General features: G+C 71.3%; 20 protein-coding genes. 5 read left to right on the forward strand and 15 right to left on the reverse strand.

The features are described 5' to 3' along the window. Window position 1: 1 nt before the first annotated feature. The 3 genes from pheS to C9J87_RS15145 form a co-directional block, all read right to left on the reverse strand. Complete coding sequence (pheS, locus tag C9J87_RS15135; RefSeq protein WP_010834698.1) at window positions 2–1,099, reverse strand: phenylalanine--tRNA ligase subunit alpha; 1,098 nt, start codon at window positions 1,097–1,099, stop codon at window positions 2–4. 190 nt (window positions 1,100–1,289) lie between these two features. Then, window positions 1,290–3,881 carry a DUF4153 domain-containing protein gene (locus C9J87_RS15140; protein ID WP_157953223.1) on the reverse strand — a complete coding sequence of 864 codons (2,592 nt, stop codon included), beginning with the start codon at window positions 3,879–3,881 and terminating at the stop codon, window positions 1,290–1,292. Then, complete coding sequence (locus C9J87_RS15145; RefSeq protein WP_010834696.1) at window positions 3,878–4,582, reverse strand: response regulator transcription factor; 705 nt, start codon at window positions 4,580–4,582, stop codon at window positions 3,878–3,880. Before C9J87_RS15145 ends, C9J87_RS15140 begins: the two co-directional genes overlap by 4 nt. 116 nt (window positions 4,583–4,698) lie before the next feature. Here C9J87_RS15145 and C9J87_RS15150 point away from each other — a divergent pair, with 116 nt between their 5' ends. Then, window positions 4,699–5,331, forward strand: a complete 633-nt coding sequence (locus C9J87_RS15150; RefSeq protein ID WP_010834695.1) for a LysE family translocator — start codon at window positions 4,699–4,701, stop codon at window positions 5,329–5,331. Window positions 5,332–5,333: 2 nt separating this feature from the next. On the opposite strand, the gene C9J87_RS15155 is transcribed toward C9J87_RS15150, so the two are convergent. The 7 genes from C9J87_RS15155 to C9J87_RS15185 all read right to left on the reverse strand — a co-directional run bounded on the left by C9J87_RS15155 (window position 5,334) and on the right by C9J87_RS15185 (window position 9,674). Then, window positions 5,334–6,404, reverse strand: coding sequence for a sensor histidine kinase (locus C9J87_RS15155; RefSeq protein ID WP_010834694.1), 1,071 nt, complete (start codon window positions 6,402–6,404; stop codon window positions 5,334–5,336). Between the two features lie 9 nt (window positions 6,405–6,413). Beyond that, window positions 6,414–6,680 (reverse strand): DUF4031 domain-containing protein, encoded by a 267-nt coding sequence (locus tag C9J87_RS15160; RefSeq protein WP_010834693.1) that lies wholly within the window; start codon window positions 6,678–6,680, stop codon window positions 6,414–6,416. Continuing rightward, window positions 6,677–7,513, reverse strand: a complete 837-nt coding sequence (locus tag C9J87_RS15165; RefSeq protein WP_107705948.1) for a TrmH family RNA methyltransferase — start codon at window positions 7,511–7,513, stop codon at window positions 6,677–6,679. The genes C9J87_RS15160 and C9J87_RS15165 overlap by 4 nt, the downstream gene beginning before the upstream one ends. A gap of 2 nt (window positions 7,514–7,515) precedes the next feature. Next, a complete protein-coding gene (gene rplT, locus C9J87_RS15170) occupies window positions 7,516–7,902 on the reverse strand; it encodes a 50S ribosomal protein L20 (RefSeq protein WP_010834691.1) in 387 nt (128 codons plus the stop codon). Window positions 7,903–7,957: 55 nt separating this feature from the next. Then, window positions 7,958–8,152 carry a 50S ribosomal protein L35 gene (gene rpmI, locus C9J87_RS15175; RefSeq protein WP_010834690.1) on the reverse strand — a complete coding sequence of 65 codons (195 nt, stop codon included), beginning with the start codon at window positions 8,150–8,152 and terminating at the stop codon, window positions 7,958–7,960. Window positions 8,153–8,212: 60 nt separating this feature from the next. Beyond that, on the reverse strand, window positions 8,213–8,911 hold the full coding sequence (infC, locus tag C9J87_RS15180; protein WP_084622943.1) for a translation initiation factor IF-3: 699 nt from the start codon (window positions 8,909–8,911) through the stop codon (window positions 8,213–8,215). Window positions 8,912–9,164: 253 nt separating this feature from the next. Beyond that, complete coding sequence (locus tag C9J87_RS15185; RefSeq protein ID WP_036491482.1) at window positions 9,165–9,674, reverse strand: SseB family protein; 510 nt, start codon at window positions 9,672–9,674, stop codon at window positions 9,165–9,167. A 24-nt stretch (window positions 9,675–9,698) separates the two neighbouring features. Here C9J87_RS15185 and C9J87_RS15190 point away from each other — a divergent pair, with 24 nt between their 5' ends. The 3 genes from C9J87_RS15190 to C9J87_RS15200 are packed head-to-tail and all read left to right on the forward strand — an operon-like array spanning window position 9,699 to window position 11,888. After that, window positions 9,699–10,142, forward strand: coding sequence for a hypothetical protein (locus C9J87_RS15190; protein ID WP_010834687.1), 444 nt, complete (start codon window positions 9,699–9,701; stop codon window positions 10,140–10,142). Then, window positions 10,139–11,353, forward strand: a complete 1,215-nt coding sequence (locus C9J87_RS15195; RefSeq protein WP_107705949.1) for an amino acid deaminase/aldolase — start codon at window positions 10,139–10,141, stop codon at window positions 11,351–11,353. Before C9J87_RS15190 ends, C9J87_RS15195 begins: the two co-directional genes overlap by 4 nt. Beyond that, window positions 11,343–11,888 (forward strand): nucleoside/nucleotide kinase family protein, encoded by a 546-nt coding sequence (locus tag C9J87_RS15200; RefSeq protein WP_107705950.1) that lies wholly within the window; start codon window positions 11,343–11,345, stop codon window positions 11,886–11,888. Before C9J87_RS15195 ends, C9J87_RS15200 begins: the two co-directional genes overlap by 11 nt. Here C9J87_RS15200 and C9J87_RS15205 read toward each other — a convergent pair. Further along, entirely contained in the window at window positions 11,870–12,823 is a 954-nt protein-coding gene (locus tag C9J87_RS15205) for a GNAT family N-acetyltransferase (protein WP_107705951.1), read from the reverse strand. The genes C9J87_RS15200 and C9J87_RS15205 overlap by 19 nt on opposite strands. Window positions 12,824–12,847: 24 nt before the next feature. Here C9J87_RS15205 and C9J87_RS15210 point away from each other — a divergent pair, with 24 nt between their 5' ends. Beyond that, window positions 12,848–13,834, forward strand: coding sequence for an aldose 1-epimerase family protein (locus C9J87_RS15210; RefSeq protein ID WP_107705952.1), 987 nt, complete (start codon window positions 12,848–12,850; stop codon window positions 13,832–13,834). Here C9J87_RS15210 and C9J87_RS15215 read toward each other — a convergent pair. Genes C9J87_RS15215 through C9J87_RS15230 form a run of 4 tightly spaced genes read right to left on the reverse strand, consistent with a single transcriptional unit; the run spans window position 13,782 to window position 16,693 of the window. Further along, window positions 13,782–15,059, reverse strand: a complete 1,278-nt coding sequence (locus C9J87_RS15215) for an esterase-like activity of phytase family protein (RefSeq protein ID WP_107705953.1) — start codon at window positions 15,057–15,059, stop codon at window positions 13,782–13,784. The genes C9J87_RS15210 and C9J87_RS15215 overlap by 53 nt on opposite strands. Window positions 15,060–15,110: 51 nt before the next feature. After that, on the reverse strand, window positions 15,111–15,551 hold the full coding sequence (locus C9J87_RS15220) for a PH domain-containing protein (RefSeq protein ID WP_010833161.1): 441 nt from the start codon (window positions 15,549–15,551) through the stop codon (window positions 15,111–15,113). A gap of 13 nt (window positions 15,552–15,564) precedes the next feature. After that, a complete protein-coding gene (gene hisG, locus C9J87_RS15225; RefSeq protein ID WP_010833162.1) occupies window positions 15,565–16,410 on the reverse strand; it encodes an ATP phosphoribosyltransferase in 846 nt (281 codons plus the stop codon). Between the two features lie 19 nt (window positions 16,411–16,429). After that, window positions 16,430–16,693 carry a phosphoribosyl-ATP diphosphatase gene (locus tag C9J87_RS15230; protein WP_036492870.1) on the reverse strand — a complete coding sequence of 88 codons (264 nt, stop codon included), beginning with the start codon at window positions 16,691–16,693 and terminating at the stop codon, window positions 16,430–16,432. Window positions 16,694–16,715: the final 22 nt, after the last annotated feature.

The raw sequence follows: 16,715 nt of genomic DNA on the forward strand, positions 1-16,715 counted from the left end.
CTCAGATCTCCGTCCCGAACGCACTGGCGAAGCGGACGTCACCTTCGAAGACGTCGCGCAGGTCTGTCACGTTGTGGCGGAACATCAGCATCCGGTCGATGCCGAAGCCGAACGCGACGCCGGAGTAGACCTCCGGGTCGATGCCGCAGGCGGTCAGCACGCGCGGGTTGACCACGCCGCAGCCGCCGAGCTCGATCCAGCCCTCGCCGCGGCACGTGCGACAGGCATCGGAGTCGACCCCGCGGCACACGAAGCAGACCATGTCCATCTCGGCCGACGGCTCGGTGAAGGGGAAGTAGGACGGCCGGAAGCGGGTGGTGATGCCCTCGCCGAACAGCGCGGTCGTCATGTGGTCGAGCGTGCCCTTGAGGTGGGCCATGGTGATGCCCTTGTCGACGACGAGGCCCTCGATCTGGTGGAAGACCGGCGAGTGCGTCGCGTCGACCTCGTCGGTGCGGTAGACCCGGCCCGGGCACACGACGTAGATCGGCGGCTCCTGGGTCAGCATCGTGCGCGCCTGGACCGGCGAGGTGTGGGTGCGCAGCACCAGCGCGGCCTCGGCGGGCTCGAGCCAGAAGGTGTCTTGCATCGTGCGGGCGGGGTGGTCGGCACCCATGTTGAGGGCGTCGAAGTTGAGCCACTCGGCCTCGACCCAGGGCCCCTCGGCGACGTCCCAGCCCATGGCCAGGAAGATGTCGGCGAGCCGCTCCGAGAAGGTCGTGATCGGGTGTCGGGCACCACGGCTGCGACGGTCGGTGGGCAGCGTGACGTCGACGCTCTCCTCGACCAGCATCCGCGCCTCGTGCTCCTCCTCGAGCACAGCGCTGCGCTCGCCGAGCGCCTTGTTGATCGCGCCCCGGGCCTGGCCGACGCGGGCACCGGCCTCCTTGCGCGCCTGCGGGGGCAGCGCGCCGATCTCACGGTTGGCCAGCGCGATCGGCGAGCGGTCGCCGGCGTGGTCGAGCCGGACCTGCTTGAGCTCGTCGAGGTCGGCGGCAGCGGCGATGGCGACCAGCGCCTCGTCGCGCATCCGCTCGACCTCCTCGGCCTTGAGCGGGGTGACCTCGACAGGGTCGTAGTCAGTGTTGGGGCCGGACATGGCTCCCTTTCCTTGCGCCTCGGGTGGACGGCGCGATTCTAGAAGTGGGTCGGACGGGGTTTCTCCCCGGACCCGGCGACGTTCAGGAGCACTGCGAGACGCAGGTGTCGATCAGGCGGATCGACGGGCCCCCGGACACCGTGCGGGTCCGGGGCGCAGAAATCGCTGGCTGTGGTTCACGGCGCCAACTCTACCCCGCTGGGTCCGCGGTGTAGGCGTCCATGATCGGTCCGCAGGGGTCCCCCGCGGCGTCCGGTCGGGTCGCGTCGAGGTCCAGGCCGGCGAGCGCATCCTCGGCGCGCGCTCGCCCGAGGTTCCAGCCGAGGGCGTCGTCGTTCTCCGCGCTGCGCTGGTTGCCGGGCAGGTCTCGGAGCACGCAGGCCGCGACGTCGGCAGGCAGTCCCTCGGCGATGACCGGCGCCGCGTCGGCCGAGAGCCCCTGCAGGTAGACGAGGTCCACCTGACCCGTCGCCTCGTAGCGGTCGAGGTTGCGCCCGGCCACCCAGGCGTCCGGGTTGACTGCGGCGAGCCCGAGCACGGCCACGGCACCGGTGACGAGCGCGATCCGCGGTAGCCAGCGGCCGTGCCCCAGACCGCCGACGACCATGACGAGCAACACCACGACCCCGAGCCAGCCCTCGAACACGTCGACCGTCAGTCGCAGCGTGGTGAAGCCGTACGCCTCCTGGTAGAGGCTCATCCGGTGCAGCGCCGACCCGACGACGACGAGCGTCAGCACGCAGAGCAGCCCGAGGGAGGCCCGCATCCAGCGCCGGTCGGTCGGCGCGTCCCTCACCTTGCGCGCGGCCGCCCACACGACGAACAGCGTGAGCACGGTCGCGATGGTCAGCTGTCCGAAGCCCTGGTGCACGTAGTCGGCGTACGTCAGGCCGGTCGTCCGCTCGACGTAGTCGTGCCCGCCGAAGACGGCGGTGGCCTGGGCGACCAGGAACAGCACGAAGACGGCGTCGACCAGCAGCACCGGGACCAGCCACTCGAAGCGGTTGCCGAGGGCCTCGACGACACGGCGCGGGGGCTCGACGCGGGACGGGTTCAGCGCGAGGTAGGCCGCGGCGAGCGTGACGGCGAAGACCAGGCAGCCGACGAAGACGCGGGTGACGAGGTCGTTGAAGCTCAGGGTCGGCACCAACGCGTCGATCCAGGTCGCGAACAGCGCGTCGGCCGAGGCGAAGAGGGCGCCGAAGACGCCCAGCGCGAGCAGGGAGACCACGACCGTGCGCACGATCGCGGGTGTGCGGCCGCCGGTGCCGACGACGCGCAGTGCCCGACCGAACCACGGCAGTCCGCGCAAGGACGACAGCGGCCAGGAGATCCCGGAGAGCAGGAAACCGGCCGGGGTCCGCGCGTCCGTGACCCCGATGAGGAACACCCCGGCGGCGGCGAAGACGCCCAGCAGCGCGATCCCCTCGGCGTCGCGCAGCATCAGCGGCAGCACGAGCAGCGAGGCGAGCACCGTGCAGCCGATCGTGAACGCGTTGCGGCGGTGCCGTGCCGTGACGTACGTCGCCGTGCCGGCCGCCAACAGCACCAGCACCCACGAGAGGCCGGGCGCGGTGAAGGTCATCGTGGCACCCGCCAGGACCCCGACCAGGACGGACGCCACCACCACGCGCAGGCCGGCGAGACCGGGCCGCTCGGGCCAGAACGCCCCGAAGAAGGAGTCCATCCCGGGCGGCGGGGTCGGTGCCTCGACCGGCAGCGGCGTGTAGGTCGGCGGCACGGAGGGTGCCGGTGGTGTGGTCGGAGCAGTCATGGTCGCCTCCTCGGGCGGGCTCGACAGGTCGGGCAGCTCGAGCCGGAGCAACGCCCCGGACCGGCCCGGGGCAGGATCGGTGAATCGGAGGGTGCCGCCGTGCAGCTGCGCCACCCAGCGGGCGACCGCGAGGCCGAGCCCCGTGCCGCCACCGCTGGGGTCGGTGCCGAAGCGCTGGAACACCCGCTCCCGGTCGGACGGGTCGACCCCGGGGCCACGGTCGGCGACCGTGAGCCACCAGCCGGTCGGCGTACGACCGGCGTCGATCCGGACCGGGGAACCGTTGGGCGCGTGCCGCGCGGCGTTGTCGAGGACGTTGACGAGCAGCTGGCGCAGCCGCGCCTCGTCGGCACGCACGACCAGCTCCTCGGGTACGGCGACGTCGAACTCACCCGTGCGGCCGGCGGCGCTGACCTCACCGAGGCAGTCGGTCACGAGCGGGCGGACGGCGACGTCGGTGTCCTGCAACCGGGTCACGCCCGCCTCGAGCCGCGACAGCTCCAGCAGGTCGGCGACCAGGCGGCGCAGGCGCTCGGCCTGGGCGAGCGCGCCGTCGAGGTGGGCGGCATCGGCCGGGACCACACCGTCGGCGAGGTTCTCCAGGACGGCGATCATCGCGGCCAGCGGCGTGCGTAGCTCGTGGGAGACCGTGGCGATCAGGTCGCGCCGCTCGGCCTCGACCAGGGCGAGGTCGCCCGCCATCTGGTTGAAGACGGCGGCCAGCCGGCCGACCTCGTCGGTGGACGTCGTGTGGACGCGACCGGTGTAGTCACCGCGAGCCATCCGCTGCGCGACCTCGGTCATCGAGCGCAACGGCGCAACCATGCCGGCCGCGAGCAGCTGGGTCACCCCGAGCGTCAGCAGCACCGCGACCGGCAGCGTCAGCCACACGGGCACGCCCGCCGACGACCCGAGGGTGGCCAGCAGCGCAACCACGACAACCGAGACCGCCACCAGCGCACCGAGCTTGACCTTGATGCTGGTGACCGCGTCGAGCAGTGCCTTCACGCCGGCACCTCGAGGGCGTAGCCCACGCCGTGCACCGTGCGGATCCAGCCGGCGCCGAGCTTCTGCCGCAGCGCCTTGACGTGGCTGTCCACGGTGCGTGTCGCCACGCCGTTGAGCGTGGCCTCGCCCCAGTCCCAGACGTCGGCGAGCAGCCGTTCGCGGGTCAGCACCTGGCCGGGGCTGCTGACCAGGCAGACGAGCAGGTCGAACTCCGTCGGGGTGAGGTGCACCTCGGCGTCGCCGATGGTCGTACGTCGCGTGCCCGGGTCGACGCTGAGCGCGCCCTGGACCAGCGGCGAACGGTGAGCGGTGGTCGCCGCCAGCTCGGCCGCGCGCTCGACCCGGCGCAGCAGGGCCGCGACCCGGGCCACGACCTCGCGCATCCGGAACGGCTTGGTGAGGTAGTCGTCGGCGCCGACACCGAGCCCGACGAGGATGTCCGCCTCGTCGTCGCGGGCCGTCAGCATCAGCACCGGGACCGGGCGCTCGGCCTGGATCCGCCGGCACACCTCGTGTCCGTCGAACCCCGGCAGCATCACGTCGAGCAGCACCACGGCCGGCTCGGTCCCGGCTGCGAGCTCCACAGCGGACGGGCCGTCGAAGGCCTGGGTCACGAGGTAGCCCTCGGCGCGAAGCCGCTCGGTCACCTGGTCGTTGATGACCCGGTCGTCCTCGACCACCAGCACCCGTTGTCCGCTCATGTCCTGACCTTAGGAGTGCAGCTGCGCAGGAGACGGGGACGACTCGTGAAGGTTGTGTGCAGATACGGCCCCGGAATCGGATTCTCGTACGGCGCCCGCGGCCCTACCCTTGGCTGGTGCCCACCACCAGCCAGCTGCTCGCCTTCGCGCTCGCCTCGATCCTGTTCATCCAGGTGCCGGGGCCGAGCCTGCTGTTCACGATCGGGCGCGCCCTCACGGTGGGTCGTCGTGCGGCCCTCCTGTCGGTGCTCGGCAACGCGCTGGGGCTGCTCGCCCAGGTCGTCGCCGTGGCGCTCGGGCTCGGTGCCGTCGTGGCGGCCAGCGCAGCGGCGTACACCGTGCTCAAGGTCGTCGGCGCGGGCTGGGTCGTGTGGCTCGGCATCCAGGCCATCCGGCACCGCGGCGACGCCCGGCTGGCTCTCGAGCTCGGCGAGCGGCTGCCGGAGCGGACGAGCGCGGCGCTGCGCACCGGCTTCGTCGTGGGCGCCACCAACCCCAAGACCATCGTCTTCTTCGTGGCGTTCCTGCCGCAGTTCACCAACGCCGCGGCAGGTCACGTCGGTGCGCAGATCGCCTTCCTCGGCGCCCTGTTCGCGGTGATGGCCGTCGCCTCCGACTCGGTCTGGGCCCTGGCCGCGAGCCGGGCACGCGAGTGGTTCGCCCGCAAGCCTCAGCGGCTGGACGCGATGGGCACCGCCGGCGGCGTGATGATGATCGGCCTCGGGGCCACGCTCGCCACGACTGAGTGACCTCAGCCCGGACGCAGGTCCTCCGACGGCCAGTCGACCACCACGCGGGCGCCGACCCTGGGGGCCTCGGTCACGAAGACCGATCCGCCGTGGGCGCGGGTGAGCCCGCCGACGATGTACATCCCCAACCCGGACCCGCCGCTGGCGCCGTGCTTCCAGAACTTCGTGAAGATGCGGTTGCGCATCTCCTTGGCGATCCCCTCGCCCTCGTCGTCCACGCAGATGCGCACCCCCGTGAAGGGCGCGTCGGCGGGCAGGGCCGACAGCGACACCAGCACCAGCCCCTGGCCGTGGCGGACCGCGTTCTCCACCAGGTTGGTCACCACCTGGGTGAACTTGTCGGGGTCGGCGAAGATCTCCGGCAGTCCGTCGACCGCTGACAGCTCGATGGCCCGGCTGGTGCCGGCGCCGACCGAGTCGACGACCCGCTGGGCGAGCGCGACCGCGTCGGAACCGCGGGGATAGAGCGGCAGCCGGCCGGTGTCGATGCGAGCGACGTCGAGCAGCTCGGCGATCAGGCGCACGAGGCGGTCGGCATCGGCGTTGACGGTCTCCAGCATCAGCTTGCGCTGGTCGTCGTTGAGCTTGTCCCAGCGGTTGAGCAGTGCCTGCACGAAGCCCTTCACACCGGTCAGCGGCGAGCGGAGCTCGTGTGCCACGGTCGCGACGAGGTCGGAGCGCTCGCGGTCCAGACGGGCCCGACCGCGACCACTGCGGATGCCGATGGCGATGCCCACCACCGGCTCGCGCGGGGCTTCACGGACGAGCCGGGCGGTGGTCAGGACCTCTTCGCCGTCGGTGTTCAGCCACGACTGCTCGGGGATGGCCGTGCGTGTGGACAGGCTCCGCTCGGGCTGGTTGACCTGCCACCAGTTGCGGCCGTCCTGGTCCTGCAGCCTCAGCACGGCGTCGACGTGGGCGCCGGTCGCAGCGTCCACGTCGATCCCGAGCAGGCGGGCGGCGTGGTCGTTGATGAGGGTGATCTCCCCGTCGACGGTCGCTCCGACGATGCCGTCGGGATACAGGTCGACCAGCGACCGCAGCCGCGTGGGCCTCGAGTCGATGCGGGACACCGGCTCAGACTAGTCGGACACCGCGGCCTTGGGCCGCCGCAACCCGGCTCGGCGCAACCGCACCACGAGCTCGCGGGAGCTCACCGGCACTGCCCCGGCCGCCAGCACTGCGGCGTACGACTCGGACGGGACGTCGTAGTGATCGCGATCGAAGCCGCGGGCGGGGATGCCGATGGCGAGTGCGAAGGCGTGCAGCTCCTGGTAGGACTCGTCGCTCGCGAGGTGGGACCAGGTGCGGCCCCAGCGCTCGACGGCGGGCGGGTCGATCAGGATCATCGCTCGACCGTGGGGTGCTGCGCCCGGGCGCTGGCGTAGAGGCACACGGCCGCCGCGGTCGACAGGTTGAGGCTCTCGGCGCGGCCATGGATCGGGATCGAGACCCGGTGGTCGGCCAGGGCCGCCAGCTCGTCGGGGAGTCCCCACGCCTCGTTGCCGAACAGCCAGGCGGTGGGCCCGGTCAGGTCGGCCCCGAACAGGTCCACGTCACCGGCTCCGTCGGCGGCCAGGACGGTGAAGCCGGCCGCGCGCGCGGTCGCGACCGCCGCCGCCGCGTCGGGCTCGAGGGCGATCGGCAGGTGGAAGACGCTGCCCACGCTGGCGCGGACCGTCTTGGGGTTGTAGAGGTCGACCGAGTGACCGGCCAGCACGACGCCCGTCGCGCCCGCTGCGTCGGCGGTGCGGATGACCGTGCCGGCATTGCCGGGATCACGGACGTCCGCGCAGATGACGAGGAGCCTTGGTTTCGACTCGCTCGCTGGCGCTCGCTGCTCAAGCAGCGGCGAGCTGTCGCCGAGCACGGTGGAGACGGGTACGTCGAGGTGGCGGCACAGCGCCACGACGCCGGCCGGGCTGACGGCGTCGGACAACGACGCGAGCGCCCGGTCGTCGACCAGGGTCACCAGGCGTGCGGGCGCCAGCAGGTCGGCGTACGTCTCGGACGCCGCAGGCGTGGCGAAGACCTCGACCACGCAGTCGGGCACGGCGAGCGCACCCTCGACGGCCTTCGGGCCGTCAGCAAGGAAGAGCCGCCGCTCGGTTCGCACCGAGCGGCGGCTCAACTTGCGAGCCTCCTTGACGCGGGCGTTGCCCACCGTCAGGGGAATGCTCATGTTCAGGCGGAGACCTTGGGCGCGTTGACGTCCTCGGGCAGCGCAGCCTTGGCAGCCTCGACGAGCGCGGCGAAGGCCGGGGCGTCGTTGACGGCGAGCTCGGCGAGGATCTTGCGGTCCACCTCGATGCCGGCCAGGTTGAGGCCCTGGATGAAGCGGTTGTAGGTCAGACCCTGCTGGCGGGCAGCGGCGTTGATGCGCTGGATCCACAGCTTGCGGAAGTTGCCCTTGTTCTTGCGGCGGTCGTTGTAGCTGTAGACCAGCGAGTGGGTGACCTGCTCCTTGGCCTTGCGGTACAGGCGCGAACGCTGACCGCGGTAACCGGAGGCGCGCTCGAGGACAACCCGGCGCTTCTTCTGGGCGTTTACCGCCCGCTTGACGCGTGCCATTTCATAACTCCTAGATCAAAAACTTGTGGGGTGCGAGTGGGGAGAGTCGGGAGACTCAGAGACCCAGCATCTTCTTGGCACGCGGGACGTCGGCCTTGGCGACCTCGACGGTGCCCGACAGACGACGGGTGACCTTCGAGGGCTTCTTCTCGAGGTTGTGGCGCTTGCCAGCCTTCTCGCGAAGGATCTTGCCCGAGCCGGTCACGCGGAAGCGCTTCTTGGCACCGGAATGCGTCTTGTTCTTCGGCATCTCTGTCTCCTCTGATCTGTGATGTCTTGGTGCCGACGTGCGACGTGCGTGAGCCGTGACTCAGGCTTCGACGTCGTCGTCGAGGTTCTCGGAGCGACCGCGCTCCTTCTTGGCGGCCACCGGGCCGGCAGCGTGGGCTGCTTCGCGCTCGGCGTCCTCGGCGGCCACGAGCGCTGCGCGCTCGGCCATCTTCTCTTCCTTGGCAGCGGCGGCGTCGATCTTGGCGTCGGCCTTCTTCTTGTGCGGACCGAGCACCATGATCATGTTGCGGCCGTCCTGCTTGGGCGAGGACTCGATGAAGCCCAGCTCCTGGACGTCCTCGGCCAGCTTCTGCAGCAACCGGAACCCGAGCTCGGGACGGTGCTGCTCGCGACCGCGGAACATGATCGTGATCTTGACCTTGTCGCCGGCCTTCAGGAAGCGGACGACGTGGCCCTTCTTGGTCTCGTAGTCGTGCGCGTCGATCTTGGGACGAAGCTTCATCTCCTTGATGATGACGTTCGTCTGGTTCCGACGGGCCTCGCGAGCCTTCTGGGCGTTCTCGTACTTGAACTTGCCGTAGTCCATGAGCTTGCAGACAGGCGGCCGGCCCTGTGGCGCGATCTCGACCAGGTCGAGGTCTGCCTCTTGGGCAAGCTTCAACGCCTGATCGGTCGGCACGATGCCGACGGTCTCGCCATTGGGTCCGACAAGCCGGACCTCGGGAACGCGGATCCGCTCGTTGATTCGCAGCTCGGTGCTGATGTGTCCTCCAGTGATTTTGGGTGGTTGTACGACCCCCCGGGAGGCACTGCCCGCCTCGGACGTGGTCCGAAATGAAGAATGGCTCCCGCTTTGTCCAAGCGGAAGCCAGCGTCAGGTGCAGAAAATTCGGGTGGAATGATTCTGCGCCTGATCCGGACCGGAACCCGACGACCAGTGGTCGATGCGGGTGGGAGACGAACGTGCTGTCTCCGCTTGGAGGATCGGCCCCGCAAGCGGGACTGATCGGTCAACACCGAAGATTAGCCGATCATTCCGGTGCTGGGCCAATCCACGCCGCCTGCTCCCCCACCATCGCCAGCCGCCACCCCGCGGCGAGGGCGATCAGGTCGTCTCCCTCGACCACCACGGTGGTCGGCCCGGCGATGTCGAGCACCATCGCGGCCGCCTCCTCCTGCACCGCCGACTGCGCGGCCAGCTTCGCGACCACGGGCACCGGCCGGGCCTCGGGGTTCCAGCGGGCGAGCGCGTCGGTGGAGGTGAAGGCCAGCAGCGCCAACCGGCCGTCGCCCCCCTGCATCAGCACTGCTGCCATGTCACTGGTCTTGTCGTGGGCGAGCCCGCGCTCGTCGTACTCCACCTCCCCCAGCATCGCCACCACCGGAACAAGCAGGCGGGCGTCCTGGACTGCCAGCAGCACCTCGCCGTGGCTGGCGGTGCCACGCGCGTGTGCGGCCAGTGCGGCGGCCAGGGTCGCGTCGGCCGCGCCGGTGTCGCCCGCGAATCCGGGGTCAGGGATGAGTCGCTCCACGGGACCCATTGTCCACTGTGCCAGTCTGGACTCGTGGACGAGGCAACCTGGGCGGCGCTCGCCGCGACGCTGACCGTGCTGGGACTGGTGTGGACGTGGGTGTCCTACCGGCGCCGCGGGATCGCCGGCGGCATGCGAGCCCTCGGCTTCACGATGCTGCCCGTCGCCGCGTGGCTGACCGGCACGCTGGAGATGTTCACCGAGATCGCCGGCTCGGTCACCGACTGGGCGACCGGGCTGGTGCTCAACCCGATCACCTGGACCGGCATCGGCCTGGCCGGCTCGGGCATCGTCCTGATCGTCCTCGCCGGCTATCTCCGCGACCGCCAGCTCGCCCGCGGGCAGCAGGCGACGAGCACCCCCCGGACCGGCAGGACCCTGCCCGAGGCCACCTCGACGCGTGAGCCCGGCGGGTCGGTGGTGGACGACGACCTGGCCGACATCGAGGCCCTCTTGAAGCGGCGCGGGATCCAGTGACCGACTTCGTCGGGCGCAACCGCCTCTGGGCGCGCCTCAACACCGCGGTCGCCCACCACGCCGACCACCTCGCCACCCCCATCGCGGTCGTCGACCTCGATGCCTTCGACGCCAACGCGGCCGACCTGGCGCGCCGCGCGGCCGGCAAGCCGGTCCGGGTGGCGTCGAAGTCGCTGCGCGTCCCCGCCCTGATCGAGCGTGCCCTGGCCCACCCGGGCTTCGCCGGCGTCCTGGCCTACACCCTGCGCGAGGCGCTGGTGCTGCACGAACGCGGTGTCAGCGACGACATCGTGGTCGCCTACCCGACCGTGGATCGTGGCGCCCTGGTCGATCTCGTGCAGTCGCCCGCCGCGGCAGCCGCGGTGACCCTGATGGTCGACGACGTGGCACACCTCGACGTCGTCGACTCGGTGCGCTCGTCCAAGGCGGTGCAGGTCCGCATCGCCCTGGACGTCGACGCCGGGCTCCGCCTCGGCAACCAGCACGTCGGGCCGAAGCGCTCCCCCCTCTACGACGCCTCCGCCGTGGCCGAGCTCGCCCGGACGGTCGTGGCCCGCGACGGCTTCCGCCTGGTGGGGGTCATGACCTACGAGGGCCAGGTCGCCGGCGTACCCGACGACGTGCCGACGCAACGCGCCAGGTCACTGGTCGTGCGCCGGCTCAAGCAGGCCTCGGTCGCGCAGCTGGACGTACGCCGCCGCGCGATCGTCGAGGCGCTGCGGCCGGTCGCCGACCTGGAGTTCTTCAACGCCGGCGGCTCCGGATCGGTGGAGTCCACGGTCGCCGACCCGTCGGTCACCGAGGTGGCCGCCGGTTCGGGCCTGCTGGTCCCCGGCCTCTTCGACCACTACCAGTCGTTCGCACCCCGCCCGGCCGCCTTCTTCGGGCTGCGGGTGAGCCGCAAGCCGTCGCCGACGCTGGCCACCGTCCACGGTGGCGGGTTCGTCGCCTCGGGTGCGGCCGGCGACGACCGCCTGCCGCTGCCCTGGGCACCGCCCGGGCTGCACCTCACGGGGCTGGAGGGCGCGGGCGAGGTGCAGACCCCGCTCACCGGCCACCCGGCGGCGATGCTCGCCGTCGGCGACCTAGTCTGGTTCCGGCACGCGAAGTCCGGCGAGCTCTTCGAGCACGTCAACCGCGTCCACCTCGTCTCCGGCGAGGAGATCGTCGAGACCGTGCCGAGCTATCGCGGCCTCGGGCATGCCCACTGACCGGGCCGCCGAGGTCCTGGCCCATGCCCTCGACGCCGCACCCACGCTGGGCGCAGGCCGGCTGATCTGCATCGACGGCCCCGCCGGCGCGGGCAAGACGACGTTGGCGGCCTCGTTGGTCGGGCTGACCGGGGCGCAGGTCCTGCACGCCGACGAGCTGCTCGAGGGCTGGGGCGGGCTCCCCCGCCTGGGCGCGACGATCGAAGCGGTCCTCCGCCCGCTCGCTGCCGGTCAGCCGTCGCAGTGGCGGCGCTGGGACTGGCACGCCGACGGCTGGGCCGAGACGCACCCGATCACGCCCGCCCCCGTGCTGGTGATCGACGGTGTCGGGTCCGGCGCAGCGGCGTACGACGAGCTGATCACGACGCTGGTCTGGGTCGAGGCGCCCCTCGAGGTGCGGCGCGCCCGCGCACTCGCGCGCGACGGCGACGACTTCGCCCCGCACTGGGAGCAGTGGGCAGCCGACGAGGCCGCGCTGCACGCCCGCGAGCGCACCCGCGAGCGTGCGGACCTGGTCTACTCCACCAACGCGTAGCTGTCCTGGCGGTAGCGCACGGCGTAGCCCGCTCGCTCGTAGATGCCCAGGGCGCCGGTCGGGTTGGCCGTGTCGACGTCCAGGCTCGAGGTGTCGAAGCCCGCGGCCTTGCAGGCGTGCAACGTGTGGGCGAGCAGGTTGGTGGCGAGGCCCCGTCCGCGGTAGTCGGGCAGGGTGCCGACGTAGGCGACGTAGGCCTCGCGACCCTGCTCCCCCGACGGCGCGATGGCGTACTCGTGGGCGAAGACGTAGGCCGCCACCGCGTTGTCCCGCGCCGGGTCGCGCAGCACGAAGGACTGGTCGTTGCGCACGTGGGCGGGTGTGACCATGAAGTTGGCCCAGTTGATCGCATCGGTCTCGGTGTGGCCCGGGTAGCCGGCGAAGGCGCGGTTGTGGGCGGTCCGCAGCTCCTCCGCGTCGGCGGGATCGACGGTGCTCAGCACCAGCTCGTCCGGCAGCACCGCGGCGGGCAGCTCGTCCAGCGCCGAGAACATCAAGAAGTTGTGGCGGTCGAGCGTGAAGCCCTGGGAGCGCAGGAGGTCGGCCTGGTCGGCTCGCCCCTCGAGCGCGCGCGTGTTCACCCGCATGGACTCCTCGGGCGCGTCCCGCACATGGATCTCGCGCGCCGCGGCGACCGCGCGACCGAGCATGAGGGTGCCGATGCCGCGTCCCAGGTGGGCAGGGTCGACGTCGCCGAAGAACAGGAAGGGGTGCACCCCCTCGCTCGAGGTCCTCGGCAGGATGGTCGTGAAGGCGACGACCTCGTCGTCGAGCCAGCACCCCTCGAACACCAGGCCCGGATAGTCGCCGAGGATCTCGACGACCTCGCTGGCGGCGAGCTCGAAGCCGGTCGGGTGGTCGGCGGCGATCCGTCTCATCAACGCCGCCACGGCGTCGGCGTCCTCGGGAGTGACCGGTCGCGGCTGCAGCGTCATGCGCTGGATCCTAGGGTGGGCGCCATGGTGTTTCCCTCTGGCGAGCAGTTCGAGATCGCGGCGGGCGGCTATCGCGCCGTGGTCACCGAGAGCGGCGCCGCGCTGCGCACGTTGTCGTACGCCGATCGCCCCCTCGTCGACGGCTTCGCGGCCGACGAGATGTCACCGGGAGGGCGCGGCCAGCTGTTGATGCCCTGGCCCAACCGGGTCCGCGACGGCAAGTTCTCCTTCGGCGGGCGCGACCTCCAGCTGGCGCTCACCGAGCCGAAGCGCTCGAACGCCTCCCACGGGCTCGCGCGCTGGGCGGCGTGGACGCTGGAGGAGCACACCCCCAACTCGGTGTCGCTCGTGCTCCGGGTCATGGCCCAGACCGGCTATCCGTGGGCCGTGGACCTGCACGTGCTCTACGACCTGTCCGCCGACGGGCTGACCGTGACGCAGACCGCCACCAACCTCAGTGGCGAGGCGGCGCCGTACGCCTGCGGAGCGCACCCCTACCTGAGCGTCGGCGCTGCGAGGAACGGCGCGATCGACGACCTCGAGCTGACGTTGCCCGCCGGCACCCGCGTCCTCACCGACGACCGGCTGATCCCGACCGAGACCGTCCCGGTCGACGAGGAGCACGACTTCCGGACGGGCCGCGCGATCGGTGCGGTGCAGCTCAACGAGGCCTACGGCGACCTGGTGCGCGTCGACGGCATCGCGACCACCACCCTGCGCGATCCGCGCGACGGGCACGGGGTGGCGCTGTGGGTCGACGACAAGATCCCGTGGCTGCTGCTCTACAGCGCCGACGACGTGCCGGGCAAGGAGCGCCGCTCGCTCGCAGTCGAGCCGATGACCGCCCCGGCCGACGCGTTCAACTCCGGCGTGGACCTGGTCACGCTCGCGCCCGCCGGCTCCCCCGGCGACGAGCTGTCCGTCACCTGGGGGATCCGGGCGCTCCCCGCCGAGTGGCTCAGCGTCCCGGCAGCAGCCGGCGGTCCACCTTCAGCGGCTCGGCCAGGGTGATCTCGACGTACTCGTTCTGGTCGGGCTCCGTGCTGGACCGGCCCCCGACCGCCGGGAAGTTGTTGTCGTTCATCACCGCGATGGTGCGCGCGTCGAGGATCTCGACGTCCTCGATGGTGAAGAACGGGAAGGTGAACGGGTCGCCGTACGGCGAGAGGCCAGCCGGGTTCGCGACGTCCATCAGGTCGACGAGCAGCCACTTCTCGACGTAGCCGTCCTCGTCGGTGTCGCGCAGGTCGACCAGGTAGATCCGCTTGAACACGGCCTTCGCACCCGCGCCGTTGTCGCGCTCGATGACCAGCGCCTCGTGGTTGTTGACCTGGATGAAGTCGCCGAGCGCGTGGGCGGGGCTCTCCATCTCGTAGCGCAGGAACTCGTCAGAGTAGGCGCCGTTGCGGACGGTGTAGATCCGCAGGTCATGGTCGAGTCCCGCCGCCTTGTCCTCGGCCGTGGCCCCTTCGAGCATCGGCCGCAGGGTGGTGCCGTTGGGGCTGATTGCCAGTCCCTCGAAGCCCTTGGAGCTCGCGAGATTGGGCACCGCGTCCCCGAGGGTCGGGTGGGAGGGACTCATGACGCCCGGGGTCGGGATCGGCGGCTCGATCAGCTCGCCGGTGGCGTCGAGGTGGAGCAGGAAGGGCCCGAACTCCTCGCCGACCCAGAAGGTGCCGTCGTCGGCGACCTGGAGCGACTCCGGGTCGAAGTCCCAGCCCGTCAGCACCCGGTCGGCGTCCGTGCAGGCGTAGCCAGCCGGCAGGTCCTCGGCGTCCGCGCAGGCTCCGTCGCGCCAGATCGGCCACGGGATGTGGTGGTGCGGGTCGCTGAAGGTGAAGAGCGTCTCGTCGTACGTCGTCTCGCCGTCACCGTCCGCCGCGTCGGTCTCGGGGGTGATCCGGTGCAGCGAGAGCAGGAAGTCGGCGCTGTTGGCCTTGGCACCGAAGCCGTTGTCGCTGAGCACCAGGAAGGAGCCGTCGCCCGGCGCGTGGGTGCCGGAGAAGCCCTGGACCGGCTGAGCGGCGTACGGCGCGGGGACGCCGGCGTTGCCCGACGTCCAGTGGCCGCTCGGCTCACTGTCCGCGACGTACGTCGCCGCGGGCAGCACCGACCAGGCCGACAGCGTGGCCTCGTCCGGTGCGACCGGCGAGCCCTCGGGGGCAGCGTGCGCCGGCAGGGCCGCGGCGGCGAGGGCGAGCGAGGAGAGCGCGAGGGCGCGAAGTCCGAGTGTCATGCGCGCACACCATCACCTCACGGTGACGCGGCGGTGACGGCGACGCGAAGTTCAGCGATCGATCAGCGCACGCAGTGTGCGGACCGCAGATCGCGCCCGGTCGCCGTCGGAGCCCTGGATCGCGAGCAGGGACGTCGTGCTGCCGTCGGCGAGGTCGATCGTCGCCCAGGGTGCGCCGACGGGCAGGTGGATCGAGATGATCTCGGCCCACTCGTAGTCGCGCCGCTTGTAGCCGTTGACCACCACCACGCCCGCCTCGGACGCCACGACCCGCGACCGGGCCAGGGCATAGCCGGCAACGGCGTAGAGCAGGCCGATGAACACGATCGTCGAGCGCTGGAACAGCGTGAACTTCGCCCGGATCTCCGGGTCGAAGCCGATCCACGCGAAGACGCACATCAGCACCAGCATCGCGCCGAAGAAGATCACCGCGATGCGCGCGCCGAAGGGGCGCCACGTGTGCGGCAGTGAGAGGGCGTCGGGCGCGGTCATGTGGGCGACGACGTCAGAGCCGGCAGGCGTGGATGTCGGTCAGCAGGATGGCGCGGGCGCCGAGGCCGTAGAGCTCGTCCATCAGCCGCTGAGAGCCGGCGCGCGGCACCATGACCCGCACGGCGACCCAGCCGGCCTTGCCGAGCGGCGAGATCGTCGGGCCCTCGAGCCCGGGCGCCAGTGCCGCGGCGCGGTCGAGGTTGGACTGCTCGATGTCGTAGTCCATCATCACGTAGCTGCGGGCGACCATGACGCCCTCGACCCGGCGTCGGAAGATCTCGAACTCAGCGTTCTGGGCGCCCTGGCGCGCGATCAGGACGGCCTCCGACTCGAGGATGATCTCCCCGAAGGTGGCCAGGCCGGCGGCCCGCAGCGTCGAGCCGGTCTCCACGACGTCGGCGATGACGTCGGCGACACCGAGCTGGATGCTGGTCTCGACGGCGCCGTCGAGCCGGGTCACCGTGGCGTCGATGCCGCGCTCGGCGAGGAACGCCTCGACCACGCCGACGTAGGACGTGGCGATGCGCTTGCCGGCGAGCTGGTCGAGCGAGTCGTAGTGCCCGGCCGGACCGGCGAAGTGGAACTTCGAGCGACCGAAGCCGAGCGCCATCGACTCGGTGGCGTGGGCGCCCGAGTCGAGCAGCAGGTCGCGGCCGGTGATGCCGACGTCGAGCGTGCCCTCACCGACGTACAACGCGATGTCGCGGGGACGGAGGTAGAAGAACTCGACACCGTTGTCGGCGTCGATGAGCGCGAGCTCCTTGGAGTCGGTGCGCTGGCGGTAGCCGGCTTCACGCAGGATCTCGCTGGCGGCCTGGGACAGGGCGCCCTTGTTGGGTACGGCGATGCGGAGAGTCATCTCGGGAGGTACCGGCTTCTCAGAGGTGGGCGTAGACGTCGTCGAGGGTGAGTCCGCTGGCAAGCATCAGCACCTGTGCGTGGTAGAGCAACTGGCTGATCTCGAGCGCCGTGGCGTCCTTGCCCTCGTGCTCGGCGGCCATCCAGGACTCGGCGGCCTCCTCGATCAGCTTCTTGCCGATCGCATGGATGCCGGCATCGAGCTGCTGGACGGTGCCCGAACCCTCGGGTCGGGTCGCGGCCTTCTCACTCAGCTCGGCCCAGAGCTCCTCGAACGTCTTCACGAGCAGCAAGCCTAGGCGCACA

The organism is Nocardioides allogilvus (genome assembly GCF_003047285.1).
Taxonomy (GTDB): Bacteria; Actinomycetota; Actinomycetes; order Propionibacteriales; family Nocardioidaceae; genus Nocardioides; species Nocardioides allogilvus.